General features: G+C 64.8%; 17 protein-coding genes. 9 read left to right on the top strand and 8 right to left on the bottom strand.

Going from position 1 to position 17,186, the window contains the following annotated elements:
* Both NLM27_RS09800 and NLM27_RS09795 read right to left on the bottom strand, forming a co-directional pair.
* Positions 1 to 1,365, bottom strand: a complete 1,365-nt coding sequence (locus NLM27_RS09800) for an MFS transporter (protein WP_254143120.1) — start codon at positions 1,363 to 1,365, stop codon at positions 1 to 3.
* 24 nt (positions 1,366 to 1,389) lie between these two features.
* The gene (locus NLM27_RS09795) at positions 1,390 to 2,151 is read right to left on the bottom strand and encodes a GntR family transcriptional regulator (RefSeq protein WP_254143119.1); all 762 of its coding nucleotides are present in this window, start codon (positions 2,149 to 2,151) and stop codon (positions 1,390 to 1,392) included.
* 179 nt (positions 2,152 to 2,330) lie between these two features.
* On the opposite strand from NLM27_RS09795, the gene NLM27_RS09790 reads away from it, so the two are divergent.
* The 3 genes from NLM27_RS09790 to NLM27_RS09780 are packed head-to-tail and all read left to right on the top strand — an operon-like array spanning position 2,331 to position 5,367.
* A complete protein-coding gene (locus NLM27_RS09790; RefSeq protein WP_254143118.1) occupies positions 2,331 to 3,530 on the top strand; it encodes a mandelate racemase/muconate lactonizing enzyme family protein in 1,200 nt (399 codons plus the stop codon).
* A 12-nt stretch (positions 3,531 to 3,542) separates the two neighbouring features.
* Positions 3,543 to 4,310, top strand: coding sequence for an SDR family oxidoreductase (locus NLM27_RS09785; RefSeq protein ID WP_254143117.1), 768 nt, complete (start codon positions 3,543 to 3,545; stop codon positions 4,308 to 4,310).
* A gap of 25 nt (positions 4,311 to 4,335) precedes the next feature.
* Positions 4,336 to 5,367 carry an L-idonate 5-dehydrogenase gene (locus NLM27_RS09780; RefSeq protein WP_254143116.1) on the top strand — a complete coding sequence of 344 codons (1,032 nt, stop codon included), beginning with the start codon at positions 4,336 to 4,338 and terminating at the stop codon, positions 5,365 to 5,367.
* Here NLM27_RS09780 and NLM27_RS09775 read toward each other — a convergent pair.
* Positions 5,357 to 6,241, bottom strand: coding sequence for a DUF3280 domain-containing protein (locus NLM27_RS09775; RefSeq protein ID WP_254143115.1), 885 nt, complete (start codon positions 6,239 to 6,241; stop codon positions 5,357 to 5,359). The genes NLM27_RS09780 and NLM27_RS09775 overlap by 11 nt on opposite strands.
* Positions 6,242 to 6,435: 194 nt before the next feature.
* On the opposite strand from NLM27_RS09775, the gene NLM27_RS09770 reads away from it, so the two are divergent.
* On the top strand, positions 6,436 to 7,818 hold the full coding sequence (locus tag NLM27_RS09770; RefSeq protein WP_254143114.1) for a sensor histidine kinase: 1,383 nt from the start codon (positions 6,436 to 6,438) through the stop codon (positions 7,816 to 7,818).
* Positions 7,815 to 8,477: a response regulator transcription factor gene (locus tag NLM27_RS09765; protein WP_254143113.1), complete on the top strand. Its 663-nt coding sequence runs from the start codon at positions 7,815 to 7,817 to the stop codon at positions 8,475 to 8,477. Before NLM27_RS09770 ends, NLM27_RS09765 begins: the two co-directional genes overlap by 4 nt.
* 12 nt (positions 8,478 to 8,489) lie before the next feature.
* On the opposite strand, the gene NLM27_RS09760 is transcribed toward NLM27_RS09765, so the two are convergent.
* Positions 8,490 to 9,452 (bottom strand): MBL fold metallo-hydrolase, encoded by a 963-nt coding sequence (locus tag NLM27_RS09760; protein WP_254143112.1) that lies wholly within the window; start codon positions 9,450 to 9,452, stop codon positions 8,490 to 8,492.
* Between the two features lie 11 nt (positions 9,453 to 9,463).
* On the bottom strand, positions 9,464 to 10,480 hold the full coding sequence (locus tag NLM27_RS09755) for a VOC family protein (protein ID WP_254143111.1): 1,017 nt from the start codon (positions 10,478 to 10,480) through the stop codon (positions 9,464 to 9,466).
* Between the two features lie 146 nt (positions 10,481 to 10,626).
* On the opposite strand from NLM27_RS09755, the gene NLM27_RS09750 reads away from it, so the two are divergent.
* The 4 genes from NLM27_RS09750 to NLM27_RS09735 all read left to right on the top strand — a co-directional run bounded on the left by NLM27_RS09750 (position 10,627) and on the right by NLM27_RS09735 (position 15,129).
* Entirely contained in the window at positions 10,627 to 11,418 is a 792-nt protein-coding gene (locus NLM27_RS09750; RefSeq protein ID WP_254143110.1) for a DNA-binding transcriptional regulator, read from the top strand.
* A gap of 73 nt (positions 11,419 to 11,491) precedes the next feature.
* Positions 11,492 to 13,000 (top strand): bifunctional 3-(3-hydroxy-phenyl)propionate/3-hydroxycinnamic acid hydroxylase, encoded by a 1,509-nt coding sequence (locus NLM27_RS09745; protein ID WP_254143109.1) that lies wholly within the window; start codon positions 11,492 to 11,494, stop codon positions 12,998 to 13,000.
* Between the two features lie 25 nt (positions 13,001 to 13,025).
* Positions 13,026 to 13,877: a fumarylacetoacetate hydrolase family protein gene (locus NLM27_RS09740; RefSeq protein WP_254143108.1), complete on the top strand. Its 852-nt coding sequence runs from the start codon at positions 13,026 to 13,028 to the stop codon at positions 13,875 to 13,877.
* A 40-nt stretch (positions 13,878 to 13,917) separates the two neighbouring features.
* Positions 13,918 to 15,129, top strand: a complete 1,212-nt coding sequence (locus NLM27_RS09735; protein WP_254143107.1) for an ABC transporter substrate-binding protein — start codon at positions 13,918 to 13,920, stop codon at positions 15,127 to 15,129.
* Between the two features lie 95 nt (positions 15,130 to 15,224).
* Here the strand turns inward: NLM27_RS09735 and NLM27_RS09730 are convergent, their stop codons facing one another.
* The 3 genes from NLM27_RS09730 to NLM27_RS09720 form a co-directional block, all read right to left on the bottom strand.
* Positions 15,225 to 16,067 carry a hypothetical protein gene (locus NLM27_RS09730; protein ID WP_254143106.1) on the bottom strand — a complete coding sequence of 281 codons (843 nt, stop codon included), beginning with the start codon at positions 16,065 to 16,067 and terminating at the stop codon, positions 15,225 to 15,227.
* Between the two features lie 205 nt (positions 16,068 to 16,272).
* A complete protein-coding gene (locus tag NLM27_RS09725; protein WP_254143105.1) occupies positions 16,273 to 16,764 on the bottom strand; it encodes an SRPBCC family protein in 492 nt (163 codons plus the stop codon).
* A complete protein-coding gene (locus tag NLM27_RS09720) occupies positions 16,764 to 17,153 on the bottom strand; it encodes a helix-turn-helix transcriptional regulator (protein ID WP_254143104.1) in 390 nt (129 codons plus the stop codon). The genes NLM27_RS09725 and NLM27_RS09720 overlap by 1 nt, the downstream gene beginning before the upstream one ends.
* Positions 17,154 to 17,186: the final 33 nt, after the last annotated feature.

Raw genomic sequence — 17,186 nt, 5'->3', positions numbered from 1 at the left:
TCAGTCGTTCTCGTAGCCGTAGACTTCCGGCAGGATGAAGATTGCGGCGAGCAATCCGATCAGCGGGAAGATCGCGACCATCAGCGTGGCATTGGCCTGTCCGATCGCGGCGAACACCGTCGGAAACAGGAAGATCGCCAGGAACGACGGCAGCTTCACGAACATGTAGGCGAAGCCGCTGGCGGTGCCGCGATACTTGGGCTTGGCGACCATGGTCGGGATCGTCATGCAATTCGACGCATCCCAGTAGTGGCCCCACAACATCGCGGCGGCCGCAAACGGCAGCAGGATCTTGTTGTCGGTGTAGAGCGCGAAAGCCGCGACCAGCAGCGCGGCCAGCACGATCGAGAAGCCCGCGATCGAGATGCCGCGGTGGCCGATCTTCGGCGTCAGCAGCGGACCGACCCAGCCCGACAAGGCGGCGAAGGAGAACAGCGCCATCGTCACCAGATTGATGCCGAGCACGCTCGACACGCCGACCATGACAAAGAGTACCGGCAGATAGAACGCGAAGGTCGAGAATTCGCTGGCTTGCACGAAGCAGGCGATCCAGCCGTAGATCGTCGCACGCCAGCGGATCGGATCCTTCTTGAGATCGGCGAGGAACGCGCGGGTCGAGACCTTCGGCACTTCGACGTCCCGGTCCGGCAGCATGTCGAGATTGTCGTTGAACATCTCGCGTGCGACCTGCTTGGCCTCGCGGTAGCGGCCCTTCTGCACCAGCCACACCGCCGTCTCCGGCACGTCGTGCCGCATGATCAGGATGATCAGCGCCGGCAGCGCGCCGAGGCCGAGCGTCACGCGCCACAGCATTTCGTGATTCATGTCGATCAGGAGGAAGATCACGATGACGCCGATGGTGAGGACCTCGCCGACCGCGAACATGAACTGCCAGCGGTTGCCCATGACCTCGCGCTCACCCCTGGCCATGGATTCCATGATGTAGGTGTAGCCGGTCGAGATATCAGAGCCGAGCGGAATGCCGAGCAGGAAGCGGATCACGATGAGCCAGGTGATATCAGGCACGAACGCCTGCGCCAGCGCCAGCACGATGAACAGCACCATCGTGGCCAGGAACATGACGCGGCGGCCGATCTTGTCGGACAGCCAGCCGCCGAGCAGCGCGCCGATCAGGGCGCCGCCCTGCGTGCCGGCCGCGGCCAGGCCCAGCATCAGCGGATCCGGATTGTACTGCTCCTTGATGAAGATCAGAACGAAGGCGATCGAATAGAGATCCCAGGCTTCGACCAGGATCGAGGCCATCATCAGCCAGCCGACCTTGTTGCCCTTGGGACTGTAGTTCGTGATGAGGTAGCGGACCGCGGCTTCGCTCGCGGTCGGTTGTGGCATCGCCATCGTCGACATGTGTGGTCCTCTCTTCAAAACTCTCTACGCGCCGAGCAGCGGCTCGATACTGCAATCGAGCAGGCGCGGGTCGATCCCCGCCTCCATCCCCGAGAACATCTCGCCCATGTAGTCGATCAGGGCATCGCTCGCCTTCACGGCCTCATCGACGCGGCGGTTGGCGACCGCTGCGAGGATGGCAAGATGATGATCGATCGTGCCTGACAAATCGGCCTGCCCCGGCATGAAGCGGTGATGGATGTATCCGATGCGGCGGTACAGCGTGTGCAGCGGCCGCAGCGTGTGCACCAGAAACGGCTCACCCGCCGCCTCCAACACCAGCGCGTCGATACGGCGGTCAATGCTGTTGAATTGGTCGAGGGTCAGGCTGGCGCGGCGCTCGCGCAGCAGCCGCTCGATGTGAAGCGCCTGGTTACGGTGCGACAGGCTGGCACGATCGGCCGCGAGGCGGATCACGAAGCGCTCCATGTCGCGGCGCAGGCCCAGCAGCATGCGCTCGCGCGCCAGATCGATCGGCGCGATGTGCAAGCCGTGGCGCGGACGGATGATGATGAGCGTATCGGCGGAGAGACGATTGACGGCATGATGCACCGGCGTGCGGCCGAAGCCGGTGATCTGCTGCAACTCCAGCATGGTCATGAACTGGCCGGGCTTGAGCTCGCAATGGACGAGGAGCTCCTCGATCCGCTGATAGGCCAGCTCGAAGAAGTTGAGGCGGTTGCGCCTGGCGGGCCTGCCCTCGCCGTCGCTTCTCACCACCTCGAGCGCGCGTTTGCGCCGTGCCATGTCGTCCTCCCATCCGCCGCGCTTTCGTTTGCGAGGCGGCGCCTTGTTTGTGGTATCCTTAAAACATGTTGTGATATATTACAAGCAGGCGTAAGACTGCCGCCAGTCCCGCCGGCAATGGCGGGCGCAGAAACGACAAACAAAGCGGGCGCTATGGGCCCGACGGGAGGATTGTTGCCGTGAAGATCACGTCGATCGAGACCCTGCGCACCGAGGAGTTCTCCAACGTCATCTGGGTGCGCATCCACACCGATAGCGGCGTGATTGGTCTCGGCGAAACCTTCTATGGCGCGGGCGCGGTCGAGGCGCAAATCCACGACACCTTTGCCGGTCGGCTGCTCGGGCGCAATCCCCTGCACATCGAAGCCATTCACCGCGACATGCTGAACCTGCCGATGGCGCAGTCATCCACCGGCGTCGAATATCGCGCGGCTTCCGCGATCGACATCGCGCTGTGGGACCTGTTCGGCAAGGTCTGCGGGCAGCCGGTGCACCAGATGCTCGGCGGCCTCTGCCGCGACAAGCAGCGCATCTACAACACCTGCGCCGGCACCCAATATGTCCGCTCGACCAATATCAGCCCGGTCGCCAACTGGAATCTCGGCGCCTCGAAAGGCCCCTATGAAGATCTCGACGGCTTCATGCATCGGGCCGACGCGCTCGCAGAAAACCTCCTGGAAAGCGGCATCTCCGCGATGAAGATCTGGCCGTTCGATCCGGCGGCGCAGGAGAACAAGGGCCTCTATATCACCGCCGCCCAGATGAAGCAGGCGATCGAGCCGTTCGAGAAGATCCGCAAGGCGGTCGGCGACAAGATGGAGATCATGGTCGAGCTCCACTCGCTCTGGAACCTGCCGACCGCCAAGCAGATCGCGCGCGCGCTCGAGCCGTACAAGCCGACCTGGTACGAAGACCCGATCCGGATGAACTCGCCGCAGGCGCTGGCCGAATACGCGCGCTCGACCGACGTCTGGGTCTGCGCCAGCGAGACGCTCGGCTCGCGCTTCCCCTACAAGGACATGCTCGACCGCGACGCCATGCACGTGGTGATGGCGGATCTGTGCTGGACCGGCGGCCTCACCGAGGGCCGCAAGATCGCGGCGATGGCCGAAACCTATCACCGCCCCTTTGCGCCGCATGATTGCATCGGCCCGATCGGCTTCATCGCCGCCATCCACATGTCGTTCAGCCAGCCCAACACGCTGATCCAGGAATCGGTGCGCGCCTTCTACAAAGGCTGGTACAATGAGCTCGTCACCACGATGCCAGTGATCAAGGACGGTTTTGTCTACCCGATGGAAGGCCCCGGCCTTGGCGTCGACCTTCTGCCTGATGTATTCGACCGATCCGATCTCACCGTGCGCCGCTCCAACGTTTGAGGATATTTTGAGATGAGCACCGCCCTTTTCGACCTTTCCGGCCGCACCGCGCTCGTGACCGGCTCCTCCCGCGGCCTCGGTCGCGCCATCGCCGAGGGCATGGCCAAGGCCGGCGCCAGGATCATCGTCAACGGCGTCGACCCCAAGCGCGTCGAGCAGGCCGTCGCCGAGTTCCGCGCTGCCGGGCACCAGGCCGAAGGTGCCGCCTTCAACGTCACCGACGAGCCCGCGATCGTCGCGGCCTTCAACGACTTCGACAAAAAGGGCATTGCCGTCGACATCGTCGTCAACAATGCCGGCATCCAGCACCGCAAGCCGCTGGTGGAATTCAGCACCGACGAATGGCGCAAGGTAATCGAGACCAACCTCACCAGCGCCTTCGTCATCGGCCGAGAGGCGGCCAAGCGCATGATCCCGCGCAAGCATGGCAAGATCATCAATATCGGCTCGCTCGGCAGCGAGCTCGCCCGCCCCACCATCGCGCCTTACACCGCCGCCAAGGGTGGCATCAAGAATCTGACCCGCTCGATGGCGGTGGAATGGGCCCAGCACGGCATCCAGGCCAATGCGATCGGCCCCGGCTACATGCTGACCGACATGAACGAGGCGCTGGTCAACAACACCGATTTCAACAACTGGCTGATGGGACGCATCCCGTCGAAGCGCTGGGGCAAGCCGGACGAGCTGGTGGGTGCCGCGATCTTCCTGGCCTCGGACGCCTCCACCTACGTCAATGGCCAGATCATCTATGTCGACGGCGGCATGATCGCCGCGATGTGACCCGCGAAACTCTGAGGAGCAGACCATGCGCGCCGTCGTCATTCACGCCCCGAAGGACCTGCGGATCGACAATTATCCCGACCCGGCGCCTGGTCCGGGCGAAGTCCGCGTCAAGATCGCCAATGGCGGCATCTGCGGCTCGGACCTGCACTATTACCATCACGGCGGCTTCGGCGTCGTTCGCATCCAGCAGCCGATGGCGCTGGGGCATGAGATCGCCGGCGTGGTCGCCGATGTCGGTGACGGCGTCACCAGCGTCAAACCCGGCACTCGCGTGGCCGTCAATCCGAGCAAGCCGTGCGGCCAATGCCTGCATTGCCAGGAAGGCATGCGCAACCAGTGCCTCGACATGCGCTTCCTCGGCAGCGCAATGCGCTTTCCCCATGTTCAAGGCGGTTTTCGCGAATTCATCACGGTCGATACGACGCAGGCCGTGCCGATCGCGGACAAGCTGTCGCTGGCGGAAGCCGCGGTCGCCGAGCCGCTGGCAGTCTGCCTGCATGCCGGCAAGCAGGCCGGCCCCCTCCTCGGCAAGCGCGTGCTGATCACCGGCTGCGGCCCGATCGGCGCGCTGATGATTTTGGTCTCGCGTTTCGGCGGTGCATCTGAGATCGTGGTGACCGATGTCGCCGAGGCGCCGCTCGCGGTCGCCAAAAAGCTCGGCGCCAGTCACGCCATCAATGTCGCGGCCAATGCCACCGCGCTCGATCCCTGGCGCGTCGGCAAGGGCGTGTTCGACACGCTGTTCGAAGCCTCCGGAAACCAGGCGGCACTCCGCACCGCGCTCGACGTCTTGCGGCCCGGCGCCACACTCGTGCAGCTCGGCCTCGGCGGTGAGATGACGCTGCCGATCAACTCGATCGTCGCAAAGGAATTGCAGCTCCGCGGCACCTTCCGCTTCGATCCCGAGTTCGAGCTCGCGGTGCGGCTGATGGGCGAAGGCCTGATCGACGTCAAGCCGCTGATCACAGCCACCATGCCGTTCGAGAACGCGGTCTCCGCCTTCGAGCTCGCCAGCGACCGCTCGCAGTCGATGAAGGTGCAGCTTACCTTTTGAGAGCGTCGGTGGCCTGCTGGCTCTCGATCAGCCGGTCCCTGACCAGTCGCACCGCGCCTCGTTTCCACGAATAGTCCGCGCCGAGGCGCAGGCCGCTGTCTCCGCGCGCCAGCACCGCACCGGTGCTGGCATCGCGCACCTGGAAACCGAGCGTATACTCGGTGCGGCTGACCCGCCGCACCACGCCGATCAGCGACTGATCCGCACCGAGCTTTTGTGCGATCGCCGCCTCGCAGCCGCCGCAATCCCGTAAGGCCCCCGCTTTCGCCGCCTCTCCGCCGACATCCACGATGCGATAGCGGCCGGATTGGCCGAGCATCTCGCGCACGCCGCCGGTGACCTCGGCCAGGTACGACGCATCTGACGCGGCCGAAGCGCCCGCTGAAGCGGCCGTCATGTCCTCGAGCTCGAAGTCGAACACGGCAAGCCCGACCGGCGCGGGCGTGCCGAGCGCAGCCATGACCTCGCGGGAGACAAAAATCTCGGCGCGCTCCCATGATTCATCATTGTCGCCGCGGAAGCTGTAGAGCTTGTCCATCACCAGCTTCTTGGCGCCGACGTCGATCACGGCGACCTTGGCCCATTGCACCAGCGTGCTCGTCTTCTGGATGCCGCCGATCACCTTGAACGTTGCACCGTCCTGGGCAGAGGGCACCAGCCGGAAGCGCTGGTCCGCCCCGATGTCCCGTCTGAGCGCGGCCATGAACGCCGACAGCCGCCGCTCGTGGGCCGCGGTCTGGTTGGCCGGCTCGGCCGACGTATCGGTATAGCTGAAATCGTCCATGGCAACGCCAATGGCGGCCTCGGCGTTGGCCGGCGAATAAACCAGGATAGAGAGGAGAAAAACAGAGAGAGCCAACCGGGAGCGGCGCATGAAATGGACCTCGTGGGATGGACGGTCTGACACATCTGGACGGACGGCCTGAGGCCAGGCAACCGTGACCTTCCCGACGAATGCCGGGAAAATTTCACGACGTTGCATTGCGGTAAGGCGGGAACGCTTCCCGCCGCTGGCGTTCTGCCCTTTAATGCGGGAGCAACAAACCCGTTCGCACCAGGTGCCCGCCGATGTGGAATCGCCCGAGGTTCGATCTCAAGGTCCGTCTGACGCTGCTCGTGGCCGCAATATCGGCCGCCTGCTTCGCGGTGATCTCCGCCTATTTCCTTGTTACGGCCGACCGCGCCGCGTATGCGCGCATCGACGGTATCGCCGCCATCGTGGCGAAGTCGCTGGAGCTGCAACAAGGCAAGGTGCCGTGGGCGGCCAGCCCGCGCTCGGACTTTCCGAACCTCGATCCCGTGTCGGCCTATGTGATGACGCCCGGCCTGTGTCTGGCGTTCCGTGGCGCGAGCGGCGACATCCTCCAGCGCTTTTGTAGCGGCGCGCCGCCGCCGGCAAGCCCGCCGCCGCAGCTCTTTGCAGCGTTCTTTCGCAGCCTGTTCGACCCCGGGCGCAAGGCAGCACGGCCCGTGATCGTGCGCGGTACGAAGCTCGGCGACGTCGTGGTCTCGGTCGATCCGGCCGTGCAGACGGCGGAGGCATGGCACGAGGCCGGCCGCCTGATGATCGCGCTTGCGATCGCGCTGCCGTTGTTGTGCGCCCTGGTCTACGCCGCGCTGGCGCGCGCGCTGCGTCCGACGCAGCTCGTGCGCGCCGGCCTCGAGCGCATCGCCGCTGGCGACCTCTCGACGCGGCTGCCGCCGTTCGACCTCGCCGAGCTGTCGGCCATCCGCGACGTCTTCAACCACCTCGCCGAAAGCCTCGACATCGCGCTCGCCGAGCGCAGCGAGCTGACGCGGAAATTGATCGCGCTCCAGGACGAGGAGCGCCGCCATCTCGCGCGCGAGCTGCATGACGAGTTCGGCCAGTCGCTCGCCGCAATCCGCGCGCTCGCCGCCTCCGCCCGCCAGACTGCGGCGCAGGACTGCCCCGAATTGCTGGGAGAATGCGACGGCATTTCCCGGACCGCGACCAGCATGATGGAGACGCTGCGCGGCGCGCTGTTCCGGTTGCGGCCGCCCGACGTCGACGAGCTCGGCCTCGTTGCGAGCCTCGAAGGCCTGGTCTCGGGATGGAACGGCCGCAGCCGCGGCCAGACCCGTTTCGATATCCGGTTCGAGGGCGCCTTCGAGAACGTACCCGCCTCCGTCAGCGCCAACCTCTATCGCATCGTGCAGGAGGCGCTCACCAACGCCGCCAAGCACGCGGGTGCGACGAAGGTCAGGCTGTATCTGACGATGGCCGAAAGTGAGATCGCGCTTGCGATCGAGGACGACGGCCGGCCGAGCGACGCGGCAGGCAAATCCGGCATGGGCCTGCTTGGCATGCGCGAGCGCGTCGCCGCGCTTCGCGGCCGGCTGAGCTTCGAGACCCGTCCCAACGGCTCGGCGCTCCGCGTGTTCATTCCGCTCACGGCCGCCGATCGGCAGGCGCTGGAGCACGCGGCATGAGCGCGGCCGACGCGACCATCTTGCTGGTCGACGATCATTCCGTCGTCCGCGAGGGCTATCGCTCCGTGCTCCAGAAGCAGCCGGGCTTGCGCGTCGTCGCCGAGGCGGCCGACGGCGCGGAGGCCTATCGTCTGTACAAATCCGAGGCGCCGGACCTCGTCATCATGGACCTCAGCATGCCCGGCATCGGCGGCATCGAGGCGGTCAGACGCATCCGGCAATGGGACAAGGCCGCGCGGATCCTGGTCTTCACCATGCACGAGAATGCAGGCTTTGCCGTGCAGGCGATCCGCGCCGGTGCGAGAGGTTACGTCACCAAGACCAGTCCGCCCGAAACGCTGGTGCGGGCGGTGAAGGACGTGCTGGCCGGCAAGATCGCCATCAGCCCCGACATCGACCACGAGCTTGCGCTCAGCCGCATCAGCGGCGAGAGCTCGGCCGCCGACGTGCTGACGCCGCGCGAATTCGAGGTGCTGCGGCTGCTGCTCGCCGAGAACACGACGGAAGAGATCGCCGAGACGCTGCATGTCAGCCCGAAGACGGTGGCGAACCTGCACTCGCTGATCAAGGACAAGCTCGGCGTCGGCTCCGACATCGAGCTGGTGCGGCTGGCGCTGCGCCAGGGAATCTTGACCGAGGTCGATCTTGGCGAGGCCTGATCGTCGTTCGCGTTACGGATCGAGTTTCGCGCCATCCGGCCCAAACGCTTCGACTGTGTCGCCGATCTTGAACGACATCATGTCACGTCCGACGAGCAACGGCCCCTTGTAGGCCGAGCGGGTGCGCAGGATAAGCGGCTCCTCGGGAATGTCGGGCGCCGGCTTTGCGGTGCCGAACACGATATGGGAATAGACGGCGAGCTTGGGCTTGGCCGAGGCAAAGATGCGGCCGGCCTCCTCCGGCGAGGTGTGGTGCGCCTGGATGTCCTTGTAGACGGGATTCTTGATCAGCAGCTCCGGCTCGATGACCGCGACCTCGTGGATCAGCAGGTCGGCGTCCTCGGCCGCTTTCGCGATGCGCTCATCGTACTTGGTGTCGCCCGACAGCACGACCTTGTGGCCACCATACTCGACGACGTAACCGAACGACGGCTTGATCTTCTCGCCGTGATTGACTTCGATGGCGGTGACCTTCACACCGTTGTTGTCGTACACAATTCCGGCCTCGATATCCCTAGCGTTGAATTCGATGGCCTTTGGGTCGAGGTGCTCGTCGTCGATGCGAATGCGGATGTCGGCGGCGAATGCCTTGGTCAGGTTTTCCGTCATCGCCACGGTGCCCTTGGGGCCATAGAGCTTCATCGGGCCCTTGCGCGAGGCCCATGGCGTGGCGAGCCAGCCGGTCAGCCACATGTCGGGAAGGCCCACGATGTGGTCGGAATGCAGATGCGTGATGAAATTCGCGGTGATCGCGCCGAGCGGGATCTTCAGCTTGTAGAGTTGCATCGTCGAGCCACGCCCGAGATCGAACAGCAATTTCTCGCTCCCCGCCTCCACCAGCGTCGACGCGCTGAAGCTGGTCGGCCGCGGCGTCGGCACGCCGGTACCGAGCAGCGTCACCTTGATCGGTTCGGCCGAGGCTGCCGCCGTGAACGCGAGCAGCACGAGGCTTGCCCGCAAAAGGGTCTTGAGCATGTCGTCCTTCCCTAGGGTATTGGATCGTTGCGGCGTGGCCGCGGTCGTTCGCGCGCGACCACGGAGTCCAGCCACGCGCAATTGAGCGGCGGCACACGCGGATCGGCGACGCGGACGCCGCGGGCGGCCGCATCGAGCCGCATGTCGCGCATGCGCTTGCGCTGCTCTTCCGGCATATGGAGCCGTTCGTGGCCCCACAGCGAGGGCCCATCAAAGGTCTCGTGCGGCTGCCAGGTCTCGGGATCGATGACGCGCCCGCCCCAGCCATATTCGATGAAGAAGCCGGAGGGCGTATTTACATAGAACGAGGTCATGTGGTCGTTGGTGTGCCTGCCCAGCGTGTAGGCGATGCGCCCCTCATCCATCTGCGCGAGATCATAGCCCTGCCCGACATCGTCGAGGCTGCCGAGCTCGACCATGAAATGATGCAGCGCCTTGCGCCCAGAGCCGACCATGGCAAAGGAGTGGTGGCGGCCGTTGACGTGAAAGAAATAAAGCCCGTAAGGCTTCAGTCCGAAATCGGAGACGTGGAAGCCGAGCACGTCGCGATAGAACGGCAGCAGCGGCTCGACGTCCTCAACATTGAGCACGACATGTCCCATGCCCATCGCGCCGGTGCGGAAACCCGAGATCGGGCGGCCCGGCCTGAAAGGCTCGCTCGCAAGCTCCGGCTTGCAAAAAGCCTCCAGCCGATTGCCGGCGGGGTCAGTGAACGCGATCAGCTCGGCAACATGCCGCTCGTCAGCGAGCGCGCGTGATCCACGGACCGCCTTGACGCCATGGCTTTCCAGGCGTCCGGCCAATTGGTCCAGTTCGGCGATCGCCGGAACTTCCCACCCCATCACCGCGAGCCCGGCATCGCTGCTGCCGTCGACGATCAGGCGCTGCTTGCGATCGTCCATGCGGAAGGCGCGCATCTTGCCGCCGCGATCGACCTGCTCCATCCCGAGCAGCCCGGTCGCCATCTGGCTCCACTGGTCGATCTGGGATGAGTTGATTCCGATATAGCCGAGCGCGGTGATTTCCATCAACGTCCTCCCAAAGGCATCGCAGCGCCGCACTGCGGCGAACTTGATACCGGCCGCGCGCGATCCTACGGTGGCGTCGCGCAATCGCTTCGCGTTCACAACGACGATAATCGCGAGGCTGTCGGTCGCAAGGGAGGAAATACGAAGTGTCCAAGGAGCGGACGCGGAACGGACAGCCCCGGCAGTCGGAGGGCGTGCGCGCCATCAAGCGCGGGCTGGACGTGCTGCATGAGGTCAACCGCTCCGGCGGCATCCGCGCCGGCGACGTCGCCCGCGCGCTCGACCTGCCCCGCCCGACCGTCTACCGCCTGCTCGAAACGCTGGAGGAACTCGGCTACGTCGCCCGCAGCGCCAGTGACGACCGCTTTCGCGTGACCCGGCTCGCGCTGAGCCTCGGCGATGGCTACGACCCCAGCGTGGTGATCTGTCAGGCGGCGGCGCCTTTTCTCGCCGAATTGAGCAAGACCCTGGTCTGGCCGGTCGATCTCTCCACTTACGAGAACGCCGCGATGGTGGTTCAGGAGACCACTCACTCTCGCAGCCCGCTCTCGATCGATCGCGGCATGATCGGCAAGCGCCTGCCGATGCTGCGGACCTCCGCGGGCCGGGCCTATCTCGCCGCCTGCCCCGCGCGCGAGCGCGACCTCATCGTCAGTCATCTCCGCCGCATCGACGAGGCCGACGACCGACCGTTCCTTGCTGAAGGTTATCTCGATCGCATGATCGAAGAGACTGCTGCGCGGGGTTACGCCATCCGCAGCGAGGGCGAATACAATCCCAAGACGGCGTCGATTGCGGTGCCGATCGTGCGGAATGGCGCCGTGTTCGGCTGCATCTCGATCATCTGGATCCGGTCAGCGCTCGGGATTGATGAGGCGGTGGCGCAGTTCGTGGGCCAGCTTCAGGAGACGGCCGCGGTCATTCCGGTTGAGGTGTAGGGGCCGTCCGCAGGGCGGACACTTGGCGCGGCGGCGTTGAAGCGGCGGCGTGGCTTGGGGAAGAGATATCCCCATGCAAGGTAAATTCGTCCCCGAAGAGTTTGACGTCGTGATCGTCGGCCGCGGCCCGGTCGGCGCCACGCTGGCCAACCTGCTCGGCCTTTGCGGTGTGCGGACCCTGGTGCTGGAGCGCGAGGCGCGGACCTATCATCTGCCGCGCGCGGTGCATTTCGACGACGAGTGCATGCGCGTGTTTCAGACCATCGGCCTTGCCGACGCGATCCTGCCGCAAAGCATCCTCAGCCCCGGGATGCTCTTTCTCGACGCCAATGGCCGCATGCTGCTGGACTGGTCGCGCCCGCAGACGGTTACGCCGATGGGCTGGAATCTCAGCTACCGCTTCCACCAGCCCGACCTGGAGGATGTGCTAATCGGCGGCCTAGCGCGTTGGCCGCACGTCACCTTGCGCAACCGCTGCGATGTGTTCGCGCTCGATCAGGACGAGGCCGGGGTCCGTGTGCGCTACGAGGACCTCTCGAACGGGAAGCTGACTGAAGTTCGCGCCGGTTACGTGATCGGCTGCGATGGCGCGCGGTCCCTCGTTCGCCGCTTCATCGGCTCCGGCATGGACGATCTCGGCTTCCACGAGCGCTGGCTAGTGATCGACGTGATGCTCAAGCGCGACCGCGACGACCTCGGCGATTACAGCCTTCAACATTGCGATCCACGCCGGCCGGCGACCTATGTCCGCGGCACCGGCACGCGCCGCCGCTGGGAGATCACGGTACTCCCCCACGAAGATTCGCAAGCTGTCGCTCAGCCGGCAAAGGTCTGGGAGCTGCTGTCGCGATGGATCACGCCCGAGGATGCCGAGATCGAGCGCGCGGCGGTCTACACTTTTCATTCCGTGATCGCGCAGCAATGGCGGAACGGTCGGCTGCTGCTGGCGGGCGACTCCGCGCACCAAACCCCGCCCTTCCTCGGCCAGGGCATGTGCGCCGGCATCCGCGATGCCGCCAATCTTGCCTGGAAGCTCGGCGCCATCATCCGCGACGGGGCTGCGCCCGATCTGCTCGACACCTATCAGAGCGAGCGGCTGCCGCATGTGCGCGAATTCATCGAGCTCGCCATTCGCCTCGGCGGCGTGATCAACACCAAGGCGATCGAAGCTGGCCTTGCCGCCGGCGAAGCCCGCGAGAACGCGCCGGTGAAGCTGGAGGTGAAAAAGCCCCTGCTCGGCCCTGGGCTCGCGCTGGGCGATCTGCCCCTCGCCGGACATCTCGCACCGCAATTCGAGCTGAAGGACGGCCGCCGCAGTGACGACCGGATCGGCTACAGCCATGTGCTGCTGGTCGAGAACACGGAGATGCTCTCGTCGCGTCCGGCTCACTCAGAGGCGGAGATCGAGATCCTGACCAGCGAGGACGCCGAAGGCATCGGCGACTGGCTCCACGAGCACGGCATCACCGCCGCGCTGGTTCGCCCCGACCGTTATGTCCTCGGCACCGCCCGCGACGACGCAGAGCTTGATCGGCTCGTTGCCGCCATCACGCCTCCAACCCACGTGCCGTCCGCGGCCTGACCGAACAATCTCTAAGGATATCTCCATGAAGCTGCTCTCTTTCATCGCCAACGGCCGCGCATCCTTCGGGGCCGTCAAGGACAACGGCGTCGTCGATCTCGGCACGCGCATGGGAGTCTGCACCACGCTGCGGCAGTTGCTCGAAACGGATCGCGTTGCCGAGGCGGCAAAGCTCATCGCGTCCGCAGCGCCGGATCATCCGCTCGACAAGATCATTTTTGCACCCGTCATCCCCGATCCCGGCAAGATCATCTGCGTCGGCCTGAACTACCGCGATCATGTCGCCGAGACCGGCCGCACAGTCACCGAGAAGCCGGCCCTGTTCGTGCGCTTCCCGTGCAGTCAGGTCGGCCATCTCCAACCCATCGTGAAGCCTGGGGTCAGCGACGATTTCGACTATGAGGGCGAGCTCGCGCTCGTCATTGGCAAGGAAGGCCGCCACATTCGGGCCGGCCGCGCGCTCGACCACATCGCGGGCTACTCCTGCTACAACGAAGGCAGCATCCGCGACTGGCAGCGCCACACCAGCCAGTTCCTCTCCGGCAAAACCTTTGCGGAAAGCGGCAGCTTCGGCCCATGGCTGGTGACCGTGGACGAAATACCCGATCCGTCAAAGCTCACCTTGCAGACACGTCTCAACGGCGCCGTCGTACAGGATACCACTACCGATCTCCTGATCACCGCCATTCCCGATCTGATCGCCTACATCTCGACGATCTGCCCGCTCGTCCCGGGCGACGTCATCGTCACGGGCACGCCGGGCGGCGTCGGCGCCAAGCGAACGCCGCCGCTGTGGATGCGCCCCGGCGACACCGTCGAGGTCGAGATCTCCCGCATTGGAACTTTGCGCAACAAGGTCATCGCCGAAGCGGCCTGACCGCGAGCACAAATCAATCAACGATAAACCAGGAAACGCCATGGCCTCGATCCCTAAGACATCCACCGCCATCCTTCTGATCACGCTGGCACTCGCAGGCTCCGCTGTGCGCGCCGAGATCAAGGGCGATGCGATCCGCATCGGCGTCCTCACCGACATGAACGGCATTTTTGCAACCGCCATGGGCCCGGGCTCATTCGAGGCAGCGCGGATGGCGGCGGAGGAGTTCGGCGGCAAGATCAACGGTAAGCCGATCGAGATTTTGCAGGCCGATCACCAGAACAAGCCGGACCTCGCGGCCTCGCTCGCCCGCAAATGGTTCAGCGACGGTGTGCAGGCGATCGCAGACGGCGGCAGCTCCGGCGCCGCGCTGGCGGTGCAGGAGCTGGTGCGCGGCAATGGCAAGATCTTCCTCGTCTCCGGCGCCGGCGCAAACCAGCTCACTGATGAAGCGTGCGCACCGAGCAGCGTACAATGGACCCAGGACGCCTACTCCACAGCGACTGCGGTGGTCTCCGGCATCATGCAGACAAGCAAGGATCCGTGGTTCTTCATCACCGGCGACTACGCCTTCGGCCATTCGATCGAGGCGACCGCGCGCGCTCGCATCACCGAGCTTGGCGGCAAGGTCGCCGGCAGCGTCAAGGCGCAGCTCGGCACGCCCGATTACAGCTCGTTCCTGCTTCAGGCGCAGTCGTCGGGCGCCAAGATCCTGGCCATCAACGTCGCCGGCGACAACGCGACCGCAATCAAGCAGGCGGAGGAATTCGGGCTCGCCGATCAGGGCATGAAGATCGTGCCGATGTCGTTCCAGAATGTCGATATCGAGGCGGTCGGGCTCAAGGCGACGCGCGGCGACCTCATCGTCACCTCGTTCTTCGAGGACGTCTCGCCTGCAGCGCGGAAATTCTCCGATGCCTTCTATGCCCGCCGCAAGGCGATGCCCTCGCAAATCCAGGCCGGCGTCTATTCCGCCGTGCGTCACTATCTGCAAGCCGTGAAGGACACCGACTCGGACGACAGCGCGGCCGTCATGGCCAAGATGAAGGCGACGCCGGTATCGGATGCCTATACGCCCAACGGTCGCATCCGCGAGGACCAGCGCATGGTACACGATCTCTATCTGGTGCAGGTCAAGACGCCCGAGGAATCCAAGGGACCGTGGGACTTCGTCAAGCTGGTCGCGACGATCCCGCCCGACCAGGCCTTTCGTCCGCTCGACCGCAGCAAGTGCAGCCTGGTCGGCAAGTAGAGCGCTTTCAAGCGAAGTGGATACCGGTTCGCGTCAAGAAAACGCGTCAAATAAGAATCCAGAGCCCCGTTCCGATCGGAACGGGGCTCTAGCCTTCAGGCGAGATAGCGCGTGAGATAGCCTTCCATGGCGTAGAGCGCGCAGAGCGCGAGGCTCGACCACACCGCGGCGCTGAAATACAAGAACATCCAGGTCAGCTCGCCCTTCCAGTGCGTGATGTCGTGGGTCACGACCCAGCGCGTCGAGACGTCATGCAGGCCTTCGAGGAAGCCCAAGAACTTGCCGCCCTCGGCGTGCCCCGCCCGCCAGCGGCTGAGATACATCGGCACGTCGACGGTGACGAGGAAGGCGAGGAAACAGGCGATGCCCACGATTCCGGCGATCAGCGCCCAGCGCACCACGCCCTGGAATTCCGGCATCAGCCGGCACAACGCGATGCCGGCGAGGAAGAAGGTCACCGCCCACAGCGAGTTCTCGATCGCATTGAAGAGGAAGTTGGTGGTCACCACCGCGTACCAGGAGAAGCACTCCGCGATGATGATGATCGGCACGATCACGAGCGCGATGTTCACCGCGGTCTCCGCACCCGTCATGTGACCTAGCTGATGCAGGATGATCGCCCATTGCGCGGCGAAGCAGACTTCGGCCACGGTTGCGACGGTGCGGCCGACGAAAACGCTCGACAGCCAGGTATCGAACAGACAGATGCGCTGCACGTCGGCGCGCGGCAGCACCGAGCGGAAGGCGCAGCCGAACACATAGGCGGCGCAGAGCAGGAACATCAGGCCGATATCCGAGCCGCCGCCGACGCTACCCGCAACCGTCGGGTAGAACTCGCGGTACAGCATGAACCAGACGAGGATGTTGGCAGCGCTGACCAGCGTCAGGGACCCCCACCACCACGCGAGGGGATTTGACCGTGCCTGCCACTGCAACATGAATCACTCCGCCGTAATCGATGTGACATTTAGCGGTAGCAATTCTGTCATAATTTGGTAGCACGGCGCGACAAAAATCTACGTTATGGCGCTGTCATAATTGCGCTGCGCGCTATCATAAACGCGAAGGCGACTGCTCTCCCCCACTCGTTTCCAAGCATATTCCGGGGCGCCTCTTGGAGGCCCCCGAAATAATGCGGAAAGCTTATTTCTTCATCCCGCCCACATAGGCCGCGAGCTTGTCCAGCGTCTGGTAGCCGTATTCGACGGCGCCAAAGCCGATCATGCCGTCGCGCTGCTCGGTGCTCGAGGCCAGCTGCCGCATCATCAGAACGGTCTTGCCGTTGCTCTGCTCGGCAAAGGTAACGGTGAAGCGGAACATGCCGGGATCCTCGTCCTGGTCGACGCCGTGATCCATCTCCATCAGCGAGGGCCGCTCGATGCGGCGGAAGCGCATGCGGTTCGGATAGACCGTGCCATCGGGGCCGATCATGTTGAAGCGCCAGACGCCGCCGACGCGCACGTCGATCTCGAAGGTCTCGACCTTGAACCCCTTCGGCCCGAACCATTGCGGCAGGTGTTTCGGGTCGGACCAGGCCTCGAACACGAGATCGCGCGGCGCGTCGATCACCCGCGACATCACGATCTCGCGGTCGAGCGACCATTGCGACAAGGCGGCATTGGCAGAATTCGTCATCACTCAGCACCTTTCCGTTTGGTTGTGCGGGACGACCGCCTGGCGGCCGCCCTCTCCTTCTCTTTCTTGAGCTTCATCACATAGGCTTCGAACCGGTCGAGCCGCGCCTCCCAGATCGCGCGCTGCTGCTGGAACCAGTCTTCGGCACCGAGCAGCGCATCCGGGCTGAGGCGGCAGGTGCGCACGCGGCCCGATTTCTCCGACAGCACGAGCCCGCTCGTCTCCAGCACGTTGATGTGTTTCATGAAGCTCGGCAGCGCCATGTCGAAAGGATCGGCGAGCTCGCCGACCGACGCCTCGCCCGCGCAAAGCCGCATCACGATCGCCCGCCGCGTGGGATCGGCGAGCGCGGAGAAGACCTGGTCGAGCCGGGATAATTGGTTAGCCATGAAGCTAACTATAGGACCACCGGCATCGCACGT

The organism is Bradyrhizobium sp. CCGB12 (assembly GCF_024199845.1).
Lineage (GTDB): Bacteria > Pseudomonadota > Alphaproteobacteria > Rhizobiales > Xanthobacteraceae > Bradyrhizobium.
The sequence above is the reverse complement of the archived record's forward strand: the minus strand, read 5'-3'. Positions and strand labels throughout refer to the sequence as shown.